This window comes from Shewanella sp. SM32 (genome assembly GCF_025654235.1).
GTDB classification, from domain to species: domain Bacteria; phylum Pseudomonadota; class Gammaproteobacteria; order Enterobacterales; family Shewanellaceae; genus Shewanella; species Shewanella oncorhynchi.
The window spans coordinates 1-22,550 of the sequence record NZ_JAKKRO010000011.1 but is presented as its reverse complement, the minus strand read 5'-3'; the positions used below and the strand labels follow the sequence as shown (position 1 = coordinate 22,550).

The window sequence follows — 22,550 nt, the reverse complement described above, 5'->3', positions numbered from 1 at the left end:
CTTTAGCGGTTAAACAGTGAAACTCTCACCACAACCACACTCACCTTTTGCGTTAGGATTATTAAATTGGAAGCCTTCATTCAGCCCTTCTTTAACAAAATCCAGCTCGATCCCTTGAAGATAGATAAGGCTCTTGGCATCTATGATGATTTTCACATCTTCGATATCAAACACTTCATCATCATCATTTAAAGAATCAACGAACTCAAGTACATAAGCCATACCAGAACAGCCTGATGTTCTTAAGCCGAGACGCAGGCCTACACCTTTGCCTCGGTTGACTAAGAAAGATCTGACACGATCGGCTGCCGCTGGGGTCATTGTAATCGCCATCTTAACTCCAGATGTTACTTAGCTTGTTTCGATTTGTACTCGTCGATAGCAGCTTTAATGGCATCTTCAGCCAAAATTGAACAGTGGATCTTCACTGGTGGCAATGCCAATTCTTCAGCGATATCCGTGTTTTTGATCGCCGCAGCTTGTTCGATAGTCTTGCCTTTAACCCACTCAGTTACCAGTGAGCTAGACGCAATCGCGCTACCACAACCGTAGGTTTTGAACTTAGCGTCTTGAATGATGCCATCAGCACCAATTTTCAACTGAAGTTTCATCACGTCACCGCAAGCAGGTGCGCCTACCATACCGGTCACGACCGAAGGATCGTTTTTATCAAAAGAACCAACGTTACGTGGATTCTCATAATGATCTATCACTTTTTCACTGTAAGCCATGGTACTGCTCCAAAATTATCTATTGTAAAGGTCAGAATTAATGATGTGCCCACTGAACTTGGTTCAGGTCGATCCCATCTTTAAACATTTCCCACAAAGGAGACATTTCTCTTAATTTATCAATAGATTGAGTAATAACTTCGATAGCGTGATCGATTTCTTCTTCGGTTGTGAAACGGCCGATTGAGAAACGAATCGAGCTATGTGCCATTTCATCGTTTAAGCCAAGCGCACGTAATACGTAGCTAGGCTCTAGGCTGGCTGAGGTACAAGCCGAACCCGATGAAACCGCTAAATCTTTCAGTGCCATCATTAACGACTCGCCTTCAACATAGTTGAAGCTGACGTTGAGGCTACCGCTAACACGGTCAATCGCATCACCATTGATATAGGTTTCTTCAATGTGCTTGATGCCATTCCATAATTTGTCACGTAATGCACCGATACGAGCGTCATCAGAGGCCATTTCCGCTTTTGCGATTGCAGCAGCTTCACCTAAACCTACGATTTGATGCGTTGGTAACGTACCGCTACGCATACCACGCTCATGACCACCACCGTGCATTTGCGCTTCTAGGCGAATGCGTGGCTTACGACGAACATATAGTGCGCCGATACCTTTAGGGCCATACATTTTGTGGCCAGAAATCGAGATCAAATCCACTTTAGTGGCTTGCACATCGATAGGTACTTTGCCTGCACTTTGCGCCGCATCCATGTGGAAAATGATGCCTTTTGAACGGCATAGTTCACCGATTGCATCGATATCGTGGATAACACCGATTTCGTTGTTCACGTGCATGATGCTGACAAGGATAGTGTCGTCACGCATCGCTGCTTCTAAACGTTCCATCGGAATGATGCCGTTTGCAGCAGGCTCTAAGTAAGTCACTTCGAAACCTTCACGCTCTAATTGACGACAAGTATCGAGAACCGCTTTATGTTCAGTCTTACTGGTGATGATGTGCTTACCTTTCTTGTGATAGAAATGAGCAACACCTTTTATCGCTAAGTTGTTCGATTCCGTCGCGCCAGAGGTAAACACAATTTCGCGGTGATCGGCGTTAATTAACTCGGCAACTTGGTTGCGAGCAATATCCACCGCTTCTTCGGCTTGCCAGCCGTAGCGGTGTGAACGTGAGGCCGGATTACCAAAGATGCCGTCCATTGTCATGCATTGGAACATCTTTTCCGCGACTCTAGGATCAACAGGCGTGGTGGCGGCATAATCTAAATAGATAGGAAGCTTCATAACACACTCCGTACTGAGCAGTCTCTGGTAGAGGCTACATACAACGTACAAAAATTATTTTTATATATAACAAAGTGCCACTATAAACTGACTCTTTGTTCCTTTTGCATAGTGTCTTGCTTAAGTGAGATAAATTGCACATCTCGCTTCTGCATCAAGCCGGCAAGACTGATACCATCTAAAAAATCGGAAATTTGTTTGCTTAAATCGCCCCAAAGTGAATGGGTTAAGCAGCGAGTTCCACTCTGACAATTGCCAAGTCCTTGGCAACGAGTCGCATCGACAGACTCGTCTACAGCATGGACAACCATGCCGACTGAAATATCATTGGCTTCTAGGCCTAAGCGATAACCACCGCCCGGTCCACGTACACTGGCAACTAAACCGTGTTTTCTTAGCTTAGCGAAGAGTTGTTCCAGATAGGAAAGCGAAATCCCTTGTCTTTCAGAGATATCCGCTAAGGGAACTGGTCCCGATGCTGAGTGGATTGCCACATCTAGCATAGCGGTTACTGCATAACGACCTTTTGATGTAAGTTTCATAACTACCATAGCTCCCGAACAGGTATGCATTATTTCAACATACCCGAGTAATTCAGTCAAGTATTAAAACCTACTAAAACACTCAAGTATATGAGTGTGCACATAACCAATACCCTTTCATCTTGGTGGGGTATTTAACCTTTTTCTAGCCTAAGATTCAATGCTAAAGCGCCAATTAATCGACATCTAGCACGATATAAACGCAGGATAAAAGTGATCTCGGTACTATGGCGCGATCAAACTCAGGTTTGATCGCAATATGCGCCTTTACAACAGGATGAGCTAAAGTAAAACGCTAAGCGAGACCCTTGTGAGGGTCAACCCTTAAGCAAGTTAGACCGCTAAGTTAAATCATTTCGTTGAACTATTTCTTGAAACTTAGATACTCGGATCAAACTCATCTAATGCACTATGGCGTTTTTCCGCTGCCGCTTTTTCTGCATCATTAAACTCGCCCATATCAAGCTCTGGCAGTTTTTCAGTGCAGACATTGCCACCCAGCCCTTGAATGGCTTGACACAACTCTTGAACTTTCGAGTCCATCAAATGCATGTGATCGAGCATCTGCCCTATTGCATTGGCCACAGGATCGGGATTATCCGGTGATACCGCATACGCATCGAAGCCATATTTTTTTGCCATCGCGCTGCGGCGTTCAGTTTTCTCTTTCGATTGCGGTGACGGTGTAGCCACCACGCGCCCAGGAATCCCCACAACCGTGGTATCTTTGGGCACATCTTTCACCACAACAGAATTCGAACCCACACGCGCACCATCGTGCATGGTAATAGGACCGAGGATTTTTGCCCCTGCGCCCACCACCACGTTATTGGCTAACGTCGGGTGACGTTTCCCCGCCTGCCAGGTGGTTCCGCCAAGCGTGACACCGTGATAAAGGGTGCAATCATCACCAATCTCAGCCGTTTCACCTATCACAACGCCCATACCGTGGTCGATAAAAAATCGATGACCTATGGTTGCCCCAGGATGGATTTCAACTCCTGTCAACCAACGGGAAAACGTCGATAAACAACGTGCCGTTAAGCGCCAATCGCGCTTCCATAGCTTATGGCTTATCCGATGCAACCAAATGGCATGCATGCCTGGATAGTTAACCAAGATCTCAAACGCGCTACGCGCCGCAGGATCACGGTGATATATAGATTCAATATCTTCTTTTAGCCTAGCTATCACGCCCATTGTTTATCCTTCGCGATTAGTGTTAATTATTAAGGTTTGGCTATTTTTCTTTAGAACCCGCCACTTTCTCAATTGACGTCAAAATACCCCTGAGGATATTCATTTCCTGACTCTCAATCCGTGCACGACTAAACAAGCGGCGAAGTTTCATCATCACTTGTCCAGGATGGTTCTTAATGATAAATCCAGTTGATAACAGTGTCGTTTCAAGGTGTGCGAAAAAACGTTCCTGATCGGCAGCCAAGGGATACTCAGTCAGCTCTTCTTCGGCAACGTCTTTTTGCGAGAGATGGGCAACGCGGGTTTCATAACAAATGATTTGTACGGCTTGCGCCAGATTAAGCGAGCTGTACTCTGGATTTGCAGGGATAGCCACATGATAAGTGCACTGTTGCAGCTCTTCATTGCTTAAACCATGGTTTTCACGGCCAAACACAATCGCAACAGGGCCTTTAAGTGCCTCGGTCGCTAATTTCACCCCAGCTTGTCTTGGCTCTAACATGGGCCAATCTAAGGTGCGACTGCGCGCGCTGGTTGCAATCACTAGACTGCAATCGGCAATCGCTTCAGCAAGTGAATCCACTTTCACAAGATGTTTCAGAATATCCGATGCACCCGCGGCTAATGCTATGGAATGACCGTCGGGCTCAACCCGGGGTTCTGCAAGATACAGAGTAGACAGACCCATAGTCTTCATCGCTCTGGCAGTAGAACCAATATTGCCGGGGTGCGAAGTCCCCACTAAAACCACTCGAATATTACTTAGCATGAAACAACTTAATTTAATTCATAAAACGTTGGGGACGAATATTATCACAGCCATTGCCGAATGCTTATATGAAAATCGGTATTTGATATAACTATCAAATCGAGTATAATACCGCCCGCTATTTTAACGTTCTTTAACATCCAGGGGATTGCAATGCATCCGATGCTGACGATTGCTGTACGCGCTGCCCGCGCGGCCGGCCAAACTATTATGCGCGCCTATACTGAACTTGACCGTATCGAAGTCAGTTCAAAAGGTATCAACGATTTTGTTACCAGTGTAGACAAGGAAGCAGAAGCGACAATTACTTACCAAATTCGTAAATCTTACCCTGATCACACTATCGTGGGTGAAGAGAAAGGCGAAAACCGCGGTGAGAATAAAGACTATGTTTGGATAGTCGACCCTCTGGATGGCACTAACAACTTTGTTAGAGGCATTCCCCACTTCGCGGTTTCAATCGCTCTGCAATACAAAGGCAAGACTGAAGTTGCCGTTGTTTACGATCCTGTCCGTGAAGAACTCTTTACCGCTGTACGTGGTAAAGGCGCCAAACTCAATGATTTCCGTCTGCGTGTGACCAACGTGAATGAATTAGCGCCTACCATGATTGGTACTGGCTTCCCATTCAAAGCGCGTCAACACACTGAAACTTACATGGCTATTTTCGGCGAAGTCTTCGGCCAATGTGCTGACTTACGTCGCGCAGGTTCTGCCGCATTAGATTTAGCCTATGTTGCCGCGGGTCGTTTGGACGGTTTCTTTGAAATCGGCTTAAAGCCATGGGACATCGCTGCTGGCGATCTGATTTGCCGCGAAGCAGGCGGTACAGTGACTGATTTTACTGGCAACCATAACTATTTGGTTTCGGGCAACATCGTTGCTGGCTCACCTAAGGTGACCACAGAATTAGTGAAGATCATGCGTCCATTATTGAACGAAGGCTTAAAGCGTTAATCAAGATTAACACTTAGCTTTAAATAAACGCATAAAACAGATACAAAAAAGGCCAGTGGTAATCTCTTTAAGAGCGCCCACTGGCCTTTTTGTTTATGTGGTTTTCATTCTAAAGCCTTAAGTACTCGAGTCATCAAGTCCTCAGTCGCCACAATTTCGTATTTAGAAATAGTATAGTAATTAAGCAATAGTCATTGGGAAGAAAGGAGTGTCCTGAAAACATCTGCACTGATTTCAGCCCAAATCGGCTAACAGGACGAACAACCACTTATCCAGTTATCTACCCGCTAACGCTTGTGCTGGTGCAATTTGGCTCGCCTTCCAAGCGGGATACAAAGTCGCGATTAAACTCATCACAAACGCCATCACAATCACCAGTACTGCATCCGAAACATGCAACTCAGACGGTAAAAAATCGACAAAGTAAACATCGGCCGAGAGCAGTTGAATACCGAGTAACTGCTCAACTGAGCTCGCAATCGCACTTAAATTCAGCGCCACACTAATGCCAATAATGCCGCCAAGACCACAGCCAAGCAGACCATTTAACGCGCCCTGCACCATGAAAATCCCCATCACAGCCAAACGACTCAGGCCCATGGTCATCAAAATCGCAATTTCGGACGCTTTATCCCGCACCGCCATCACTAAGGTGGAGACGATGTTAAAGCAGGCCACACCAATCACCAACACTAGAACTAAATACATCACAGTACGAACTAACTGAATATCTTGATATAAATGCCCTTGGGTACGTGTCCAGTCACTGATATACACAGACTGCTTTTGCGCATAACCGAGTTCGCGCACTTTTACTGGTGCATCAAACACTTTATCGACGCTAATACGCACACCCGTTACACCGTTATTCATGTTCAAGATCTGCGCCGCGTATTGCAATGGAATATAAGCGGTTGTCAGTTCAAGCTCGCCGCCCAGATGATAGGTGCCTGACACCACAAAACGATGGCTCTTCGCCGCACGTAAACTGCCTGCCGCGTCGGGATCGATATCCTGCACATATAAGGCCAGCGTATCACCCACCTCAAGCCCCAACTTAGTCAATAAACTCTCGCCAAGGACGATATGATTCTCATCTTGGCTCAGACTCTGCCAGCTTGCATCACTCATAAACTGTGACAAAGTTGAAACCTTCGTTTCTTCTTTCGGATCAATACCCACCACGGCTAAGCCTTGAAAACCACCAGGCTTCTGCACTAAACCTTGCATGCGAATAAAGGGGGCAGCACCACGAATACCTTCAATTTGTAGTGCACCTTGCGCAACACTCTGCCAATTGACGATAGGTTCGTCCACCCCGACAATGTCCGCCTGCGGCACTACACCCAGTAATCTTTGCTCTAGCTCGCGCTCAAAACCATTCATTGCAGACAGAACTATGATCAATACCGCCACACCTAAAGCGATACCGGCAGTCGATGCAAAGGAAATAAAACTAATAAAACTGTTGGATTGGCGGGCGCGATAAAAACGCCAACCAATGGATAGGGCTAACGGTCCTTTCATACTTGGGTTTCCGCCGCTAATTGCAAGTAACCGTTTTTCATCATCAGTTGGCGGTCCATACGGGCAGCCAATTTATGATCATGGGTCACCACCACAAACGCCGTGCCTAACTGATCGGCCAGCTCGCGGATCAACTCATAAACCGCATCGCCACTGTTAGCATCTAAATTACCCGTAGGTTCATCGGCCAGCACTAACTTAGGTTTATTAATCAACGCCCTTGCGATAGCGACACGCTGACGTTCGCCGCCCGATAATTCGGCGGGGATGTGAGTCATGCGATGGCCTAGCCCTACCCGCTCCAATAAGACTTTGGCATCGGCGAGTGCTTGTTTACGGTCTTTACCTTGAATAAATGCCGGCATAGCGACATTTTCTAGCGCAGTGAATTCAGGCAATAAATGATGGAATTGATAAATAAAGCCGAGATCTTGATTGCGGATCTGCGCTTGGCGCGCACTAGACACTTGGTATAAATCTTCGCCTAGCAACAAGACTTTGCCCGCGGTTGGCTCATCCAAAGTGCCCATAATATGCAGCAGTGTGCTCTTACCTGAGCCTGAGCTGCCGACAATCGCCAACTGCTCGCCCTTAAACACCTGCAAATCGACATTAGACAACACTTGCGTGGTCACGGCGCCATCATGGTAACTCTTACTGACACTCTGCACTTGCAGTAACACGTCTTGCATTGAAGTTCTCTCTTAAACATGCTTTGGCATCGATTTATTTCATTAAATCAATACATTAAATTATTTTCATCTTGGCAAACCATCACTCACGGATGAATGCCCATGGGTGACGACTAATCATAAAAGCTCACGGGTTACTCGTATCTCAACGCAGTTGCGGGTTGCACACTGGCCGCACGCAGCGCGGGATATAAGGTCGCCAACAAGGTGACCAATAGCGTGCCTATCACGATCACTGACAACTGCATCAACTCCAGTTTTACTGGCAAACTCTGTCCCGCACCTAAAATCGAAATGCCTAAGGTCGTCATAATGCCATTCAGATTCAAGGTGATAAGTATACCTACCGCGAGCCCAAGCACTAAACCGAGTACTGCATTGAGCGAACCCTGCACCACAAAAATGCCCATCACGGCGGGCGTGGTTACACCTTGGGTTTTTAGCACTGCCACATCCGTGGTTTTATCGACCACCATCATCACTAGCGCCGAAACAATATTGAATGCGGCCACGGCCACAATCAGGCTCAGCATCAGCGACATCATGTTCTTTTCCATTTTTACCGCACCAAACAAGTGACCATAGGTATCACGCCAATCGCTGGTTGTTACCTTAATATCTTGTTTAGCGAGAACATCCTGCACTTTAGACGCTAAAGCGGGCGCGCTAAAGGGATCGGTTAAATAGAGTCTAAGCTGATCAATAGCCTCACTCGGTTGGCGCATTAGACGTTTTGCATCTTGATAATGGATATATGCAACGCCGGCATCAACCTGAGAGCCCATTTCAAAAATGCCAGATACCAAGAACTTACGTTGACTCGGAACTGGGCCTAATGGGGAGTACACCACACCATCGCCACTCAATAATCGTACCGTATCACCGGGAGCAACTTTGAGTTGCCGTGCGAGCTCAGATCCTAAAATCACCTTGAAGTCGCCACTCGCCAACTGTTCAAATGCACCTGAGTAAGTATGCTGCGCAACGGAGGATAACTTTTGTGCTAATTCGGGAAACACCCCATAAACCTGCACAGCGCGAATATTCGACGCAGATTGCACCATGGCCTGCGTCGACACGCTCGGTGTAACGCCTAACACCCCCGGTAAGGCTTTAAGCGCACTCGCCTGCTTTGTCCAATCGACTAATGGCGCTTCGCTATAAAGGGTTAATTGTGGCACTGCACCTAAGATACGTTGCTTAAGTTGGCCTTCAAGGCCATTCATCACTGAGCTGACAACGATCAAGGCTGCAACGCCTAAAAAAATGCCCGAAACGGCAAATAAGGTAATGAACGACGCGAACGCGTTCGCTTTTTTGGCCCGCCAATAACGGTAACCAATATAGAAAGGGAATCCTGGATTCATTGAAAGAGGGTTGCGTCCTGTGTGCTGAACTTGCTAAATCATGAAGATGGGCACGATAATAGGGGTATTGGTCCTATAAATAAAGAGGCAAGCCTTGTTCACTGACACCAATCCGTATTTTAGTGTGCCTCACCACTTTACCGCCTACCTAAGCCAATGGCCGAGTTCCCAGCCATTACCCTCAGAAATGGCACTGAGATCAATGCAATCATTAGGCATTCAACTACTCAGCGAAGTCAAAACACTCGAAGCTAACTGCTTGCTACAGCTGCGCCATTTAGATAACGAGGCAAAAGTTGTCGTGGATTTTTTAAAGCTGCAATCCCGCAAAGTAGATCTAGTGCTGCAACATGTATTAGAAAAAGAAACCCAAGAGGGCGAAAAATGCTTTGGTAACCAATTTGGTGGTAGTGGCCTGAGATTACTCACCCCAACAGCCTTAGACATTGGCTCCCACTATAAAATTACTCTGTTTATTCACGACGAATTAGTTGCCATTCTCTGTTTTGGCAAAGTCATCGCCACTCAAGCACAAAAAATAGCACAAGCCGAAGGCGATATGAGTCGTAATGACAGAACAGAACAACATACTCAACCTGAACATCTACAATGGCAAACCGACTTTGAATTCAGTCAAATTCTTGAATCTGACGTGGAGCAATTAGTCAAAGCCAGCCTCAATGTGCAACAGAAACAACTCAAGTTACGCAAACTCGCCAGAGACGAGCGTCAATAGCCGCTGACTTTTCTCTGGCACCTACGCCATCAAGTCTCTACAATGTCTGCAACTCTTTGTGAATGAATCAGTTTATCGCACGCCAATGACTCACATATCAGCCCTAACGCCGCCAGCCGTCAAAAATGGCACTCAAATTCAGACTCTGTCCACCGTGGGCGGGGTTTGCCAAGCAGTTACACTCGCCAATTTAGCGCGTCAACATAAGGGAACGACCTTAGTCGTCACCAGTGACACGCCAAGCGCCTTAAGCTTAGAGTTAGAGCTAAGTTATTTGCTCAGTAAAACAGGCATTAAGGTCAGATTATTCCCTGACCGCGAAACCTTGCCCTACGACAGTTTTTCGCCCCATCAGGATTTAATTTCCCAGCGACTCGAAACGCTATCGCAGCTGTCTCAGATTGAGCAAAATATCGTTATCGTGCCCGTCACCACCTTGATGATGCGCCTGCCACCTAAGGCCTATTTAAGCGCCAACGTGTTTGTGCTCAAAAAGGGGGATAGCTACAAGTTACACGATGTACGCCAGCATTTAACCGACACTGGCTACCATTCGGTGGAGCAAGTGTATGAACATGGCGAGTTTGCCATTCGCGGATCGATTCTGGATATCTTCCCAACAGGGATGAATATGCCACTGCGCATCGAGCTATTCGATGAAGAAGTGGAAACCATTCGCCATTTTGATCCAGAAACCCAACGCTCATTGCAACCTGTCGACTCGATTCGCCTATTGCCCGCGAAGGAATTCCCAACCGACAGTTCGGCCATCGAAGGTTTTAGGCAAAGATACCGCCGCCGTTTCGAGGTCATAGTCAAAGAGCCGGAATCGGTTTATCAGCTAGTGAGCCGTAACTTGATGCCGGCGGGGATCGAAAACTATCTACCGCTGTTTTTTGATGACACCGCCACCCTATTCGATTACTTGCCCAAGGACACTCAACTCGTCACCTTAGGCGATATCGAAAAGTCGGCGCGCGCCCATCTGCAAGAAGTCGAACATCGCTATCAAGACAGACGCGTCGATCCGCTGCGGCCATTACTGGCGCCTAAAGAGCTGTATTTACTCATAGAAGAGTTATTTGCCGCCTTTAAACCGCTGCCACGTTATCAAATGCAAGTGCCAACAGATGGCACTGAAACAACGAAAGCGGTTGTTATTGCCGCCAGCACCCTGCCCGACATCAGCGCCAATCATAAATTAAAGCAACCGCTGCTAGCGCTGCAAGATTATGCCAGCAGCGCCAAACGCATGTTGTTTAGCGCTGAGTCCGAGGGTCGCCGCGAAGCGCTGCTTGAATTGCTCGCTAAAATTCAGTTAAAACCTGCACTGTTTAACCATTTTGATGAATTTATTCAAAGTGATGCCAAGTTAGGCCTTATCGTATCACCGCTGTCACGCGGTTGTTTGCTGCAAATCAGCGCCAAAGAAAGTATCAGTATCATTTGTGAGACTGAACTCTTCGGCCATCGTATTTCCCAGCAACGTCGCCGTGAGAAACAGCGTCAGATCAGTAATGATGCCCTGATTAAAAACTTGGCCGAACTCAAAGTTGGCCAGCCCATAGTGCATTTAGAACACGGCGTTGCACTTTATAGGGGCTTAGTCACCTTAGATACGGGTGGACTGGTCGCAGAATACTTGCAATTAGAATACGCTGGCGGTGACAAACTGTATGTGCCAGTGTCTTCATTGCATCTCATCAGCCGTTACAGTGTTGGCGCCGATGAAGACGCCCACTTAAATAAACTCGGCAACGAGACGTGGGCTAAAGCCAAGAAAAAGGCGATTGAAAAAATCCGCGACGTCGCGGCCGAGCTGCTCGATGTCTATGCCCGTCGCCAAGCGCGTCCCGGCGAAAGCTGCGCCATTGACGAAGAAGAATACGCTCAATTCGCCCGCGGCTTCCCCTTCGAAGAAACCGTTGATCAAGAAAGCGCCATCATCGCCGTGTTAGCCGATATGCAATCGCCGACCGCAATGGACAGATTAGTCTGTGGCGATGTGGGCTTTGGTAAAACCGAAGTCGCCATGCGCGCCGCCTTTGTGGCCGTCAACGCTGGCAAACAAGTGGTCGTGCTAGTTCCGACCACACTGCTTGCCCAGCAACACTATGAAAACTTTAAAGACAGATTTGCCGACTGGCCCGTGGTCACTGAAGTGATGTCACGCTTTCGTACCGCCAAAGAGCAGACTCAAGTGCTGCAACAATTGGAAGAAGGCAAAGTCGATATCGTGATCGGTACCCACAAGTTACTGCAATCTGAGGCCAAGTTTGAAAACTTAGGCCTGTTGATTATCGACGAAGAACACAGATTCGGTGTGCGTCAAAAAGAGAAAATCAAAGCGCTGCGCGCCAACGTGGATATCTTAACCCTGACCGCGACGCCCATTCCGCGCACCTTAAACATGGCCATGTCGGGTATGCGCGATTTATCGATTATCGCCACCCCGCCCGCCAAACGTTTAGCAGTGAAAACCTTTGTGCGGGAATCGGATCCCGCGACTGTGCGCGAGGCTATTTTGCGGGAAATTCTCCGTGGCGGCCAAGTGTATTACCTACACAATAATGTTGAAAGTATTGAGAAATGTGCCCAAGGCATTATCGATTTATTGCCTGAAGCGCGAGTCGTTGTTGCCCACGGTCAAATGCGTGAGCGCGATCTAGAACGGGTAATGTCAGACTTTTACCATCAAAGATTCAACGTGTTAGTCTGTACCACTATTATCGAAACTGGTATCGACGTCCCAAGTGCCAACACCATTATTATTGAGCGCGCCGATACCTTTGGTCTGGCACAGTTACACCAATTACGCGGCCGCGTCGGACGCTCGCACCATCAGGCCTACGCTTATTTGATGACGCCGCATCCCAAACGTATGACCCCAGATGCGCGCAAACGTTTAGAAGCCATTGATGCTCTTGAAGATCTCGGTGCGGGCTTTATGCTGGCGACCCAAGATTTAGAGATCCGCGGCGCAGGTGAACTCTTGGGCGATGAACAGAGTGGCCATATTTCTAAAATTGGTTTTAGCTTGTACATGGAAATGCTCGAAGCGGCAGTCAAAGCCTTAAAACAAGGCAAAGAACCATCTCTGGCGCAAATGCTCAATCAGCAATGCGAAATTGAACTGCGTATCCCAGCCCTTCTGCCTGAAGCCTATGTGAGCGACGTAAATATTCGTCTGTCGCTCTATAAACGCATCGCAGGGTGCGAAACACAGGCGGCGCTGGATGAGTTAAAAGTCGAATTGATCGACCGTTTTGGCTTATTACCTGAACCGACGCGTAACTTAATGGAAATGACCCTCTATAAACATGAGGCGACTCGCTTAGGTGCGACTAAAATAGAAGTGCACAGTAAAGGTGGCAGCATCGAATTTAGTGATGATCATGTCATAGATCCTGTGTTTATTATTGGATTACTCCAAAGCCAGCCACAAATCTATCGAATGGAAGGACCGAATAAGTTAAAGTTCAGCCTTGCAGCCGAAACCAGTAAAGACAGGCTCGCTTTAGTGAAACTCTTGCTAGAACAATTATCGCAACATCGTCTTGGAGATAAATAGTGTTACGTAAACTCGCGGTCTCTATCGCTACACTCATTGCACTATCACACAGTCAAGTCGTCCAAGCAGAAGCTTGGTTCGAGGTTGAAGTCTATGTGTTTGAACGCCAAAGCCAGTCAAGTGAACAATGGCCTGATGCGCCAAACAAGACGAAAACCGATAACGCAATAGACTTAATCTCCCCCGCTATCGCGCAAGCAATCACGCCGATACCCAGCGCATCTGCGCCTTGCACACTGGTATTTGATGCCGATGCAAATAGCCACTGCGCTGAAACCTTAAACAGTACCTCGACGTCAGAACCTATGCCTGCCGCGCCTGCGAGTGTGGAATATCGTTACCCGCCGGTGATCCCATCTGAAATCAGCAGCGCACAGATCAGTTATCCTACAGCCAATGGCAACCCAGTATTGTTAACCCGCAGCCAAAGTCAGTTCGCGAGCATTATCAATAGTATTTCCCGCGAACGTGGTACGCGCAGTTTACTGCACATGGCTTGGCAACAACCTATGCGTGGTAAGAGTGGCTCAGTACCCATACGCTTATTTGCGGGTAAAGATTTCTCAGGTACTTATCACTTCGATGGCAGAAAAATCATTAAGCAAGCTCAAGCAGAGCCTATGACTAATGCCGATGGCACACCAATGCTTGCACCTGCTGTATCACCAGTATGGGAATTAGATGGCACACTGAATATCTATTTAAGCCACTATTTATATATTGAAACCGCATTGCACTTGCGCAAAGAAGGCAGAAAATTAATGCCAGCCGTACCCAGTGATGCGGCCGATACCAGCGCAACACTCACGGCGCCCAAAGTCATGACACCATTTTTAATGTCTGTGCCTTTGGAGCAAAACCGCCGTGTGAAGAGTGAAGAAATCCATTATTTAGATCATCCCGAAATGGGCATGGTGATCCAAATCCGCAAGATGGCGCAACCCAGTGCAATGCAAAATAATCAGAATGCCGAATCAATACAGACTGTTGGCCAATACTGAACAAACGCACAACCCGCACAATTCTTAAGTTAAAACGGTGCAGTTAAGTTAACACGGTACGTTTAAATTAAGACTGAACGATGGAGAAATCGAGGTAGATATCATCAGCCTCGTCTTCTCCTACCGTTACGGTTAATCCCTCAGTGCAAGGCACACCTACTTCGCACCAAGCAATTAAAGCATTAACAGCAATGTCACTGCCTTGGGCGAGTACTTCAACACTGCCATCGCGGCAATTGGTTACATATCCTGTCACACCAAGGGCTCTGGCCTTAGTCAAGGTCGCATGACGGCAACCCACACCTTGCACTTTTCCCGTCAAATTAATTAATACTCGCTTCATCTCACGCTCCTTTTTCACGGAACCTTGTTATAGAAATAAGCATAGCCGCAATTATCCAAAGGCTAAGTGTTAACCTATGGATTTGTAGAACAAAAAACAAACAATATTTAAATTTAGGCAAAAAAAACAGCTAACAAGACTGCTGCTAGCTGTGTCGGGCGACATACGCAAAGGGATATCCAATAAATGGACAAATAAAACAGTAACTCTGTATCATTTTGTTACAAAATAGCAAGGGTCGCTACTTTACACAATAAATAATTATTTTCAAGAGTTTGAAAAGTAAAACTATCCATCCCGAATGAATATAATGCTTTTAGCTGAAAATCAGCTCGTACACCCATCTGCATTGTTCATGTTTAAAAACACCCCCGGTGATAGCCGAAGAAGTATAAAGGCGTATTGACGTTTAACGCTGAGATTGTGTTTGTTCTGGCAATTAGTAAACACGAAACGAGGGGTTGAGAAGTCCCATCTAATGACAAGCGGCGCGTATGCCTGACGATAATGCAAGGCAAGCAAACTAGATGCAAAAAACCGGCCTAATTAGCCGGTTTTTGCTTGATTGTGTGGTTAGGTGATGAAGTGCTACTCGCTTATCATCAGACCATTTTGATAGCGATACTCGGATGAGGGTTCACCGTTGAAGTAGTACACCGACCTGCCGTGCAGTTGATTATCAAGATACTCATCACTTTGCAGCAGGCTGCCATCTTCGTTAAAACTATAGCCTTTACCTTGCAATTGACCTTGATCATCATACTGGGCCTGCCCTAATAAATGGCCATTGACGGAAAAGGCCTGCCAGTGACCCACTTCGTGTCCTACTTTATAGTTGCCATGCCAGAGCTTAACCATGCTGTAGCTGCTTTCATCTTGCAGCAGCCATTGGCCTTCGCGCTGACCGTTAACATACTGACCTTGGGCTTGCAGTTGTTTATCAAAGCCACGCAGTAAATACGCGCCATGTAACTTAGCGTTTTTATAAAACTCTCGGCGCATTATCGTGCCATCGGCTGCGATTTCTGTTTGTTCACCACTCAGCTCACCTTGTTGGTTAAACTGCTCATTGCGCGTCGTATCCGCGTTTTTTGTGACCCACTTGCCGGACTTTAACCCTAAGTGATATTGGCCGATGACAAAACCGCCGTCCTCGGCCTTATCTTCTCGATATGCACCGTGCATTTGACCTTTGCGGTAGTTTATCCGCCTGATATAACCGTTCCAACCAGCACCGATATACAAGCCATCGTATCGCCCCTTGAGTTGTTCATCACGTTCAATCAGCTCACCTGCTACATCAAAACGCTGACGTAAGCTCCAGTCATTTGCAGTATCTTGCTGATATTGATAAGTTAACTTTCCCGCAGAATCGAAGCGCTGTTCAGTGCTAGTCTGACCTTTAGCGAAGTATTGCGTGTCGGTTTGGGTCGCAACGTTACCGGCATTATCATAGGTAATATGTTGAATTTCACGACCATCCTTATCATACTTTTGCAGCTCTGCTAACCGCCCTTGTTCATCAAAACGCTGCTGGTTTCCCACCTGTTTATCATGCTCATAGTGTTTAATCTCTTGCAGCACATCGGCAGCTCGGTAAATCAACACTTCGCCGTGTATTTTCCCCTTAAGATAAAACTCTTTAGTGTATAACCAGCCTTCTTTTGTCCAATACAGTCTCTCGCCTTCTCTTTTCCCCGCCACCATATTAACGGTTTGCTCCGGCTGACCATTGTTATGAAAGCTTTCATATAGCCCTTCCATACCGTTAGCGCCGTAGGTTACGCGTGTTTGCAACTGGCCATTGTTAAAATAACTTTGCGATAATCCTAATTCAGCCCCATTCACACGATGCTGAAGCTCCCTTAATTGACCATTAGTATGGTAACTTTTCTGATCTCCATGCAACTGGCCATGCTGGTAGTGGTACTCTCCCGAGAGCACTCCGTCTTCCCAATAATGCAGATGCGTGCCTTGATAACGCCCTTGTGCATCGCTACTGCCCTTGCGAGACAGTTGACCATCGGGATAGAAAAACTCAAAATCACCAACGATAAAACTCTCGGCTAAATTGGGACTGTTGACGCAGCCCTTAAAAACGGGTTTATCCGTCTCCAGATAAAAGAGTTGTAGCGGCCACTCGCCATTTTGCTCTGTCGGCGCTTGCTCCTGATAATAAATGGCTTCACCAGGCACATCGCTAAGCCGCCATAGTTCGTCGAGTAAAATTCGCTCAGCCGACAGATTAAACGACATAAGTAGCGCAGATAATAGTAATAATACTCTCATATTCTGCTCCTTAAGGTAACGCAGGGAATGTATTAACCCACTGTTTATTGACCGGTTCGCCGCTTATCGTCAGCTGCTCTATCTGTGCTGCGCGCCCCGCCAGTACAAACCAGCGTTCCTCACGTAATACTTGCTGCAACGGACGCTGATAAAAATCACTGCTGTCACCTTGAATAGCAGGAGCTAGCTGTAAATTTTGCGCATTTAAAAAACGATAGCGCCGCATAAAGTCGGCCACGGTTTGATGGGTATCAACATTCGGCAACTGAGTGATATCAATCAACCAGCTTTGCTCGGGTTGATACGCTAGCGCTTGCCATTTGGGAGTACCGGTACAGGCCAAAGTGCTGCTGACATTGATGTCGTAAAAATTGCGGCGGATCCCATCGGCGCTAGTCAGTTGATACAGCACAAACTTATCCAGCCCTCCACCAAAACCCGTGTTGTTAGTGTTAGTGCTTGTGTTTGTCCATTGCAGTGTGTGCTCGTTGACCTTAGGTGCATCGACAACACTGAGCGTGCACACAGCTGCCTGCTCGGAAGTTAACAGCAAACTGACGCCGTATTTGGCCACGACTTGCGGCTCAAGTAAGGCGGGGTCTTCAGGTGCAGTAACTTGCGGCTGATTAACATAGGACGCATACATATCATCACTATAAAGCAGTTGTTGCTGCGCCGGCGGATAGGCGACATTTTGCGCGTAATCTTGAGTCGGAATAAAACGAATGTTCTTAGTCAGTTCACCACTGTCAACCACAGTATTCACATAGAGTGTCAGCGTGGGCGGCGCTGCGGGAAAGGTAAACTGTGTGATCGATTCATATTGTGCCGATGAGGCCAACGCCACCATATTTTGCTCTGCCGGGGTTAACCAATCCGGCCCAGTGGGCGGCGGTGAAAGATATTTCACCATAGCGCCTTCGGCACCGTCAAAGCGCCGGTATAACCAAGATTTGTCAGTGCTGCCTCGCGATTTCAGCAAATAACTGAATGGTTTATCTGGGATTGGCGAGAGTTCCAGCTGTATATCTTCATACTGCAAGGCCACAGTTTTGCTGGGATCGGGGGTCAGGTTAAGTTTGACTAATTTCGCGCCGCGATAATGGGCTGTCGCGCGAAACTCAGCAACCTGAGCTAAGAGGTCATTCGGTGCATTCCAACCGATAAGCAAATTCTGCTGCTCAGACTGATGGAAACCATCCTGTTCTGGATAACTGTAACTGCCTACCTTGCTCAATTGCAGCGGCAGTACTGTGCCATCCGCACTGTGTGCTGTGATATCGGTTAAGCTAAACCCGCCTTCGGGCTTAAAACCTGAAAAGTCATACTGATAAATCAGCTTTAATAAATCATCTTGCTGGTAAAAGTAGCCCGCATCATAGGCAAATACAGCATCTTGGGCTAAGGTCTTATTGACGTTATCCAACATAACGTCAGGTTGTTTTTGATTCTCAAATACTGGGAAATCATAAAAACCTAAATACTGCGTCAGATCGCCCAACTGGCGCTCCTGCGGCAACATAATAACGTTGCTGCGCACTGTGCCCTTATAGCCGTAGCGCTCAAATGGCGCTTCTGCCACTAAGGCTAACTGCGCTAACCAACCCCGCTCACGTTCTAACATCAACTGACCGTATATTTTGGCTTGATCGCCGCCACTTTCAACTTTGGCTAACACATGAGTATCAGTGACTTGCAATACAGTAAGCTTGGCATTGGCGTGGCCTTGATAGGCAGGAAGCGCGACGACCGCCCCCGCTTTGGCGGGTATGGTGCTAAGGAAGGCAGATGAGCTAAAGAGCTTTTTCAGTTCCTGCTCAAGCTCTGCGCCGCGTTCAACCAACAGCGCCTGCCATACAGGTTTGTTCAATGCACTGAATTCTTTAACGCTGCCATCGTCTAGATTTAAAGAAAATTCAAACCCCTGCGAGAAAATAGCGTGCATTTCTGGATTACGATCGGCCCGCTGGCCACTACTGACGCCGCTCCCTTGGCCATCGCGCATGTTCATATAATCGACATGCACTTGAAACCGACTGTTTTTGCCTGTTTCGAGGACCTTATAACGCAGCAATTGATGTGACGTGGCGTTAACCGTTTCGGTACGCTGACCATTGTCTACAGTGATGTTAGTGGTGCTATACAGCTGATACGAGCGCTCTTCCCCTTTTTCAGGTGTAAACTCAACATCAGCATCCCCAAAAGAACAGGCCGATAATAAACAGCATGCAACTACGCTAACCAAGTACTTCATGGTTATTCCTTGTATCTCAAACAAATAGTAAGCGCCGCATTATGCCCGTTCATACCCAGTAAATAAAATGCTTTGGCTATTTTGCCTGTCCAGCGCGACACCTGAGTGCGCGACTCAAATATCCTTTTAGATCGTCACAGGTAGGGCAATACCTATCTTAGGCAAGTTCTTAATGACGAATTACAACATAAAGAACTGATGCGCAAAGCTAGTTCTGCTGTATTAATTGTCATTATTTACCCAGTGACTCACCGTCTTTTTATTTAATAAAAAGTATCCCTATTGGCTCGACGATAACATCTGCAGCACACGGAAGTGTAAATGCCGCGTTCACATGGTCTAAGATGTTCCCAACATCATAGACATTTCCCATATCCCTATCGGTCAGATGTGAAAGAGCGGCCATATCGCCAACGGCCACTGTTGTAACAAGGCCAATCCTAACTAACACTTCTGCTGTTCGTTTAGCTAAAAAGCTATTGCCCCAAAGTGTGTTTCGCAGTCCAAAAGGGGCATAGACCAAGTAAAGCTCTGCCTATAGAAAAGTTGATAGTTAGATTTAGAAGTTATGTATCCCATCTTTTTCGTAATTTGAATGTTTTAATTAAAATCAAAGTCGTGGGGCTTCACCCCACACCCGACCAAGGAGGACTGCTCGTCCTATCCTCCTTGGATGCTCCAAGACGCCCCCAACGGAGTTGAAAGCCCCTTGTGCTCATTGACAAATTTGCTATCGCTTCCGAAGGATGCGTCCCTGCACCTGCGAAAGCTAGTCGGTCATCCATGACCGAACTCACGCAATTTGTCTATTCGCCCTGCGGCAACTCCGAGGGGAGGTGTATTCCTTAGAGTTTTAAGTCGTTAGATAGCTATTCATCATCAAAAAATAATCGCGAAAAATGAGAAAGCTAAAACGATATCAAGTGATTACCCACCAAGCTGTATAAAAAACCGCTACCGTAAAAAAGCAAATTCCTATAGCATCATTTATACCAATTGACATGGATGTGGCAGCGGCCAAGTCCAACAAGCGATTTATGCCCTGCAAACAGCGCAGCGCATAAATACTAAGAAGTTATACGCAAAAGTGAATTAAATCATGGACAGAGAAGCATTACATAGACGCATAGAATTACTCCAAGAAAAACTGAAAGAGGGCAAAGTTAAGTTTGCACCTCATTTGGTTGATGGATTTTGGGAGAGCATGAAACAGGTGAGGATCTTACCTGATGGAATGGTTGACCCTGAAACTGTCGATGGAAGAGTTAGATCATTATGTATGTTTATTGCGTATGAGAATGACCGCCAAGAGTGGAAAGAAGCTGTCTCGTTAAGAGAGATTCAGGAGGGGTTCTTTCAGCGAGTGAATTACGCTTTTGGTCAACTATTTGAGATGATGACTGAAGCTAAAGCAGACCCATACAGGTTTGCGGGGTGGTTTTCATCTGATGAAAGCAGGGTCAAAGACTGTTTGCCTGTTATTGATGAATTCTACGAGGAAATTGTTGATTTCTGGGAGAATATATCGGAACCGACATGGATTCACCTAGAAGATACATTTGATTCTAAGGCCGTATTTACTGGTGAATTATTTCCTGATGGAAGCTCAAACGTAGCAAGCTCTACTGGGTTGTATTTTGATACAACAGTATTGCCAGACCCGTTTTTAAAAATATCTCCCATGATTCAATTCATGAATGATGAAGAGAAGTGCTATGAAGTTGTTCGGCTTGCTCTTCAGGTTCTTTCTTACAAGTCACTAGCTCTTGCTGATCTTGAGAAACCGATTGTAGCGATTCTTCCTGATAGGCATCATTTAGAAGATGGGTATAGAGAGTTTGTACATGATTGTGCAGTTGCTGATTCAATAGATCATACAAAAACTCTTTTTGGGCAGGAGATTCAAGATAAGGATGAACTATTCGCTTACTACTCGCACTTCAAGGATGCTGAAGATGTCGAGAAAAGTTTATTAAACCCAGGCAAGCTAGTTTTTGCAACTGAGTGGGATGGCTCTCTAGCTCAGCAAATGATGCGTTTGCTAGATGAGCAGGGCAAAAAGGTAGGCATGGAGACAGCAGGACAGGCTGTATTTATGCATCTGATAAGCAGGTTCTCCCAGGCTAATGATGCTTTCCAACGTAGCATGCAATTACGTGGCACACCAATAATACGAGCTGAGACAAGCTGGATTTGGTACAACCAAATGCTGGAATATAACGCAGGGAACAGCGAGACAGACAAGCTAAACGATCTTCATATTGCACGAGCGTTAAATTCTACCGTAAAGAATGAAATGCCATGGATGGGAAATATACCACCAGATGCTTTGATAGAAATTAGAAATTCGGGTGCTTTAGATGAAATACGGGATTTATTGTCAGGTGGGCTTAAAAGTTTAATTGAAGCAAATCCCAGCAATTTCTATCGAACAGGCGATAAGGTTTTCGATAACCTCAATAGTGCTTTTAAAGATCATGAAAACAAAATAAAAGAGCTGACATCTAAGCGTTGGAAATTTGCTGGGAAAGATATCGGTTCCTTTGTTGTAGTTGGTGGTATAGAAATTACGGCAGCATTGACAGGTTTGCCTATGTTTGGGGCGTTGGGGGCAATGGCTGGTATGACTGGTGTGATCCCTAACGTGAAAGATTTAAAAGAGAAGTATAAGCAATTAAAAGCGGAAGAGAGTGAAATTAACAATACGGGTGTTGGGATTTTACTCAAGAATAAAAGCGTATAACAAGTTGCTGCACACGGAAAAATTACTCGCTACGCTCCTAATTTTCCGGTGAGCAAAGCGTTAACCCATAGAAATTTTTATCTGAAACAGACGCGTTTGAGTTAAGGCTTTGACACGAAAATGTCCCAAATTGTGTTGCGTATGTCTTTTAAATCTACAGGTTACGTGAATGCACGAAAGGTGAGCCATGGTGATTGGCGAGACGACCGTCCGCCCCATGGACGGGGCGGTCGAGCATCCAAGGATGGACTGGCTGCGTGTCGGTGAGTAAATACCATGGTGAGCCTATATACAGGGATATCAGCCAACACTAAAATTCTACTTAATCTAGGGTCTGTTGATCTTTCGAGAGTGATTTTTAGACAGCATGGCAAGACGTTATAATTTGCTTCGCCAAAAGTAACCATAACCTCAAGCCATGCCAAGACTTATGCTAACCGATGCACGCTGGGAAAAGCTATTTCATTTAATGAAAAGCACAGGCCGTGTTTATGACAAACCTGAACATAGACAAACATTCGAAGGTATTCTTTACCGCCTTAGAACAGGTATCCCTTGGCGAGATTTACCTAAAGA

18 protein-coding genes are annotated in these 22,550 nt (G+C 46.3%); 6 read left to right on the top strand and 12 right to left on the bottom strand.

From position 1 onward, the window contains the following. Positions 1-9 precede the first annotated feature (9 nt). The 6 genes from iscA to trmJ form a co-directional block, all read right to left on the bottom strand. The gene (gene iscA / locus L5M10_RS06510) at positions 10-333 is read right to left on the bottom strand and encodes an iron-sulfur cluster assembly protein IscA (RefSeq protein ID WP_006081855.1); all 324 of its coding nucleotides are present in this window, start codon (positions 331-333) and stop codon (positions 10-12) included. Between the two features lie 14 nt (positions 334-347). Continuing rightward, positions 348-731 (bottom strand): Fe-S cluster assembly scaffold IscU, encoded by a 384-nt coding sequence (iscU, locus tag L5M10_RS06505; protein WP_006081856.1) that lies wholly within the window; start codon positions 729-731, stop codon positions 348-350. Between the two features lie 37 nt (positions 732-768). Further along, positions 769-1,983, bottom strand: coding sequence for an IscS subfamily cysteine desulfurase (locus L5M10_RS06500; protein WP_028759818.1), 1,215 nt, complete (start codon positions 1,981-1,983; stop codon positions 769-771). Between the two features lie 80 nt (positions 1,984-2,063). Beyond that, on the bottom strand, positions 2,064-2,525 hold the full coding sequence (gene iscR / locus L5M10_RS06495; RefSeq protein WP_006081858.1) for a Fe-S cluster assembly transcriptional regulator IscR: 462 nt from the start codon (positions 2,523-2,525) through the stop codon (positions 2,064-2,066). A 378-nt stretch (positions 2,526-2,903) separates the two neighbouring features. Further along, entirely contained in the window at positions 2,904-3,725 is an 822-nt protein-coding gene (cysE, locus tag L5M10_RS06490; protein ID WP_028759817.1) for a serine O-acetyltransferase, read from the bottom strand. A 40-nt stretch (positions 3,726-3,765) separates the two neighbouring features. Next, complete coding sequence (trmJ, locus tag L5M10_RS06485) at positions 3,766-4,494, bottom strand: tRNA (cytosine(32)/uridine(32)-2'-O)-methyltransferase TrmJ (protein WP_263255051.1); 729 nt, start codon at positions 4,492-4,494, stop codon at positions 3,766-3,768. Between the two features lie 153 nt (positions 4,495-4,647). On the opposite strand from trmJ, the gene suhB reads away from it, so the two are divergent. Continuing rightward, positions 4,648-5,451 carry an inositol-1-monophosphatase gene (suhB, locus tag L5M10_RS06480; RefSeq protein ID WP_028759815.1) on the top strand — a complete coding sequence of 268 codons (804 nt, stop codon included), beginning with the start codon at positions 4,648-4,650 and terminating at the stop codon, positions 5,449-5,451. A 276-nt stretch (positions 5,452-5,727) separates the two neighbouring features. On the opposite strand, the gene lolE is transcribed toward suhB, so the two are convergent. The 3 genes from lolE to L5M10_RS06465 form a co-directional block, all read right to left on the bottom strand. Then, a complete protein-coding gene (lolE, locus tag L5M10_RS06475) occupies positions 5,728-6,978 on the bottom strand; it encodes a lipoprotein-releasing ABC transporter permease subunit LolE (protein ID WP_105252620.1) in 1,251 nt (416 codons plus the stop codon). Beyond that, positions 6,975-7,670 (bottom strand): lipoprotein-releasing ABC transporter ATP-binding protein LolD, encoded by a 696-nt coding sequence (gene lolD / locus L5M10_RS06470; protein ID WP_028759813.1) that lies wholly within the window; start codon positions 7,668-7,670, stop codon positions 6,975-6,977. The genes lolE and lolD overlap by 4 nt, the downstream gene beginning before the upstream one ends. 134 nt (positions 7,671-7,804) lie before the next feature. Further along, a complete protein-coding gene (locus tag L5M10_RS06465; RefSeq protein WP_028759812.1) occupies positions 7,805-9,037 on the bottom strand; it encodes a lipoprotein-releasing ABC transporter permease subunit in 1,233 nt (410 codons plus the stop codon). 94 nt (positions 9,038-9,131) lie between these two features. Here L5M10_RS06465 and L5M10_RS06460 point away from each other — a divergent pair, with 94 nt between their 5' ends. The 3 genes from L5M10_RS06460 to L5M10_RS06450 all read left to right on the top strand — a co-directional run bounded on the left by L5M10_RS06460 (position 9,132) and on the right by L5M10_RS06450 (position 14,345). Next, complete coding sequence (locus L5M10_RS06460; RefSeq protein ID WP_212601065.1) at positions 9,132-9,773, top strand: hypothetical protein; 642 nt, start codon at positions 9,132-9,134, stop codon at positions 9,771-9,773. A gap of 85 nt (positions 9,774-9,858) precedes the next feature. Further along, positions 9,859-13,344, top strand: a complete 3,486-nt coding sequence (mfd, locus tag L5M10_RS06455) for a transcription-repair coupling factor (RefSeq protein ID WP_263255072.1) — start codon at positions 9,859-9,861, stop codon at positions 13,342-13,344. Beyond that, positions 13,344-14,345, top strand: a complete 1,002-nt coding sequence (locus L5M10_RS06450; protein WP_263255050.1) for a peptidoglycan binding protein CsiV — start codon at positions 13,344-13,346, stop codon at positions 14,343-14,345. The genes mfd and L5M10_RS06450 overlap by 1 nt, the downstream gene beginning before the upstream one ends. Positions 14,346-14,412: 67 nt before the next feature. Here the strand turns inward: L5M10_RS06450 and L5M10_RS06445 are convergent, their stop codons facing one another. From L5M10_RS06445 to L5M10_RS06435, 3 genes are all read right to left on the bottom strand, one after another. Continuing rightward, entirely contained in the window at positions 14,413-14,688 is a 276-nt protein-coding gene (locus L5M10_RS06445) for an acylphosphatase (RefSeq protein ID WP_028759808.1), read from the bottom strand. A 588-nt stretch (positions 14,689-15,276) separates the two neighbouring features. Continuing rightward, positions 15,277-16,977 (bottom strand): toxin-antitoxin system YwqK family antitoxin, encoded by a 1,701-nt coding sequence (locus tag L5M10_RS06440; RefSeq protein WP_263255049.1) that lies wholly within the window; start codon positions 16,975-16,977, stop codon positions 15,277-15,279. Between the two features lie 10 nt (positions 16,978-16,987). Further along, positions 16,988-19,231, bottom strand: coding sequence for a hypothetical protein (locus L5M10_RS06435; protein WP_263255048.1), 2,244 nt, complete (start codon positions 19,229-19,231; stop codon positions 16,988-16,990). A 1,099-nt stretch (positions 19,232-20,330) separates the two neighbouring features. Between L5M10_RS06435 and L5M10_RS06430 the strand changes: the two genes are divergently transcribed. Both L5M10_RS06430 and L5M10_RS06425 read left to right on the top strand, forming a co-directional pair. Beyond that, the gene (locus tag L5M10_RS06430; protein WP_263164788.1) at positions 20,331-21,974 is read left to right on the top strand and encodes a hypothetical protein; all 1,644 of its coding nucleotides are present in this window, start codon (positions 20,331-20,333) and stop codon (positions 21,972-21,974) included. A 418-nt stretch (positions 21,975-22,392) separates the two neighbouring features. After that, the coding region (locus tag L5M10_RS06425; RefSeq protein WP_259573881.1) for a transposase at positions 22,393-22,550 on the top strand (158 nt) is incomplete at its 3' end.

What these genes read in the sequence shown, in the direction of transcription:
- L5M10_RS06435 (WP_263255048.1), bottom strand. Translation starts at nt 19,231, where the DNA reads ATGAAGTACTTGGTTAGCGTAGTTGCATGCTGTTTATTATCGGCCTGT.
- lolD (WP_028759813.1), bottom strand. Translation starts at nt 7,670, where the DNA reads ATGCAAGACGTGTTACTGCAAGTGCAGAGTGTCAGTAAGAGTTACCAT.
- trmJ (WP_263255051.1), bottom strand. Translation starts at nt 4,494, where the DNA reads ATGCTAAGTAATATTCGAGTGGTTTTAGTGGGGACTTCGCACCCCGGC.
- iscR (WP_006081858.1), bottom strand. Translation starts at nt 2,525, where the DNA reads ATGAAACTTACATCAAAAGGTCGTTATGCAGTAACCGCTATGCTAGAT.
- mfd (WP_263255072.1), top strand. Translation starts at nt 9,859, where the DNA reads ATGACTCACATATCAGCCCTAACGCCGCCAGCCGTCAAAAATGGCACT.
- L5M10_RS06440 (WP_263255049.1), bottom strand. Translation starts at nt 16,977, where the DNA reads ATGAGAGTATTATTACTATTATCTGCGCTACTTATGTCGTTTAATCTG.
- lolE (WP_105252620.1), bottom strand. Translation starts at nt 6,978, where the DNA reads ATGAAAGGACCGTTAGCCCTATCCATTGGTTGGCGTTTTTATCGCGCC.
- cysE (WP_028759817.1), bottom strand. Translation starts at nt 3,725, where the DNA reads ATGGGCGTGATAGCTAGGCTAAAAGAAGATATTGAATCTATATATCAC.
- L5M10_RS06500 (WP_028759818.1), bottom strand. Translation starts at nt 1,983, where the DNA reads ATGAAGCTTCCTATCTATTTAGATTATGCCGCCACCACGCCTGTTGAT.
- L5M10_RS06445 (WP_028759808.1), bottom strand. Translation starts at nt 14,688, where the DNA reads ATGAAGCGAGTATTAATTAATTTGACGGGAAAAGTGCAAGGTGTGGGT.
- iscA (WP_006081855.1), bottom strand. Translation starts at nt 333, where the DNA reads ATGGCGATTACAATGACCCCAGCGGCAGCCGATCGTGTCAGATCTTTC.
- L5M10_RS06430 (WP_263164788.1), top strand. Translation starts at nt 20,331, where the DNA reads ATGGACAGAGAAGCATTACATAGACGCATAGAATTACTCCAAGAAAAA.
- iscU (WP_006081856.1), bottom strand. Translation starts at nt 731, where the DNA reads ATGGCTTACAGTGAAAAAGTGATAGATCATTATGAGAATCCACGTAAC.
- L5M10_RS06465 (WP_028759812.1), bottom strand. Translation starts at nt 9,037, where the DNA reads ATGAATCCAGGATTCCCTTTCTATATTGGTTACCGTTATTGGCGGGCC.
- suhB (WP_028759815.1), top strand. Translation starts at nt 4,648, where the DNA reads ATGCATCCGATGCTGACGATTGCTGTACGCGCTGCCCGCGCGGCCGGC.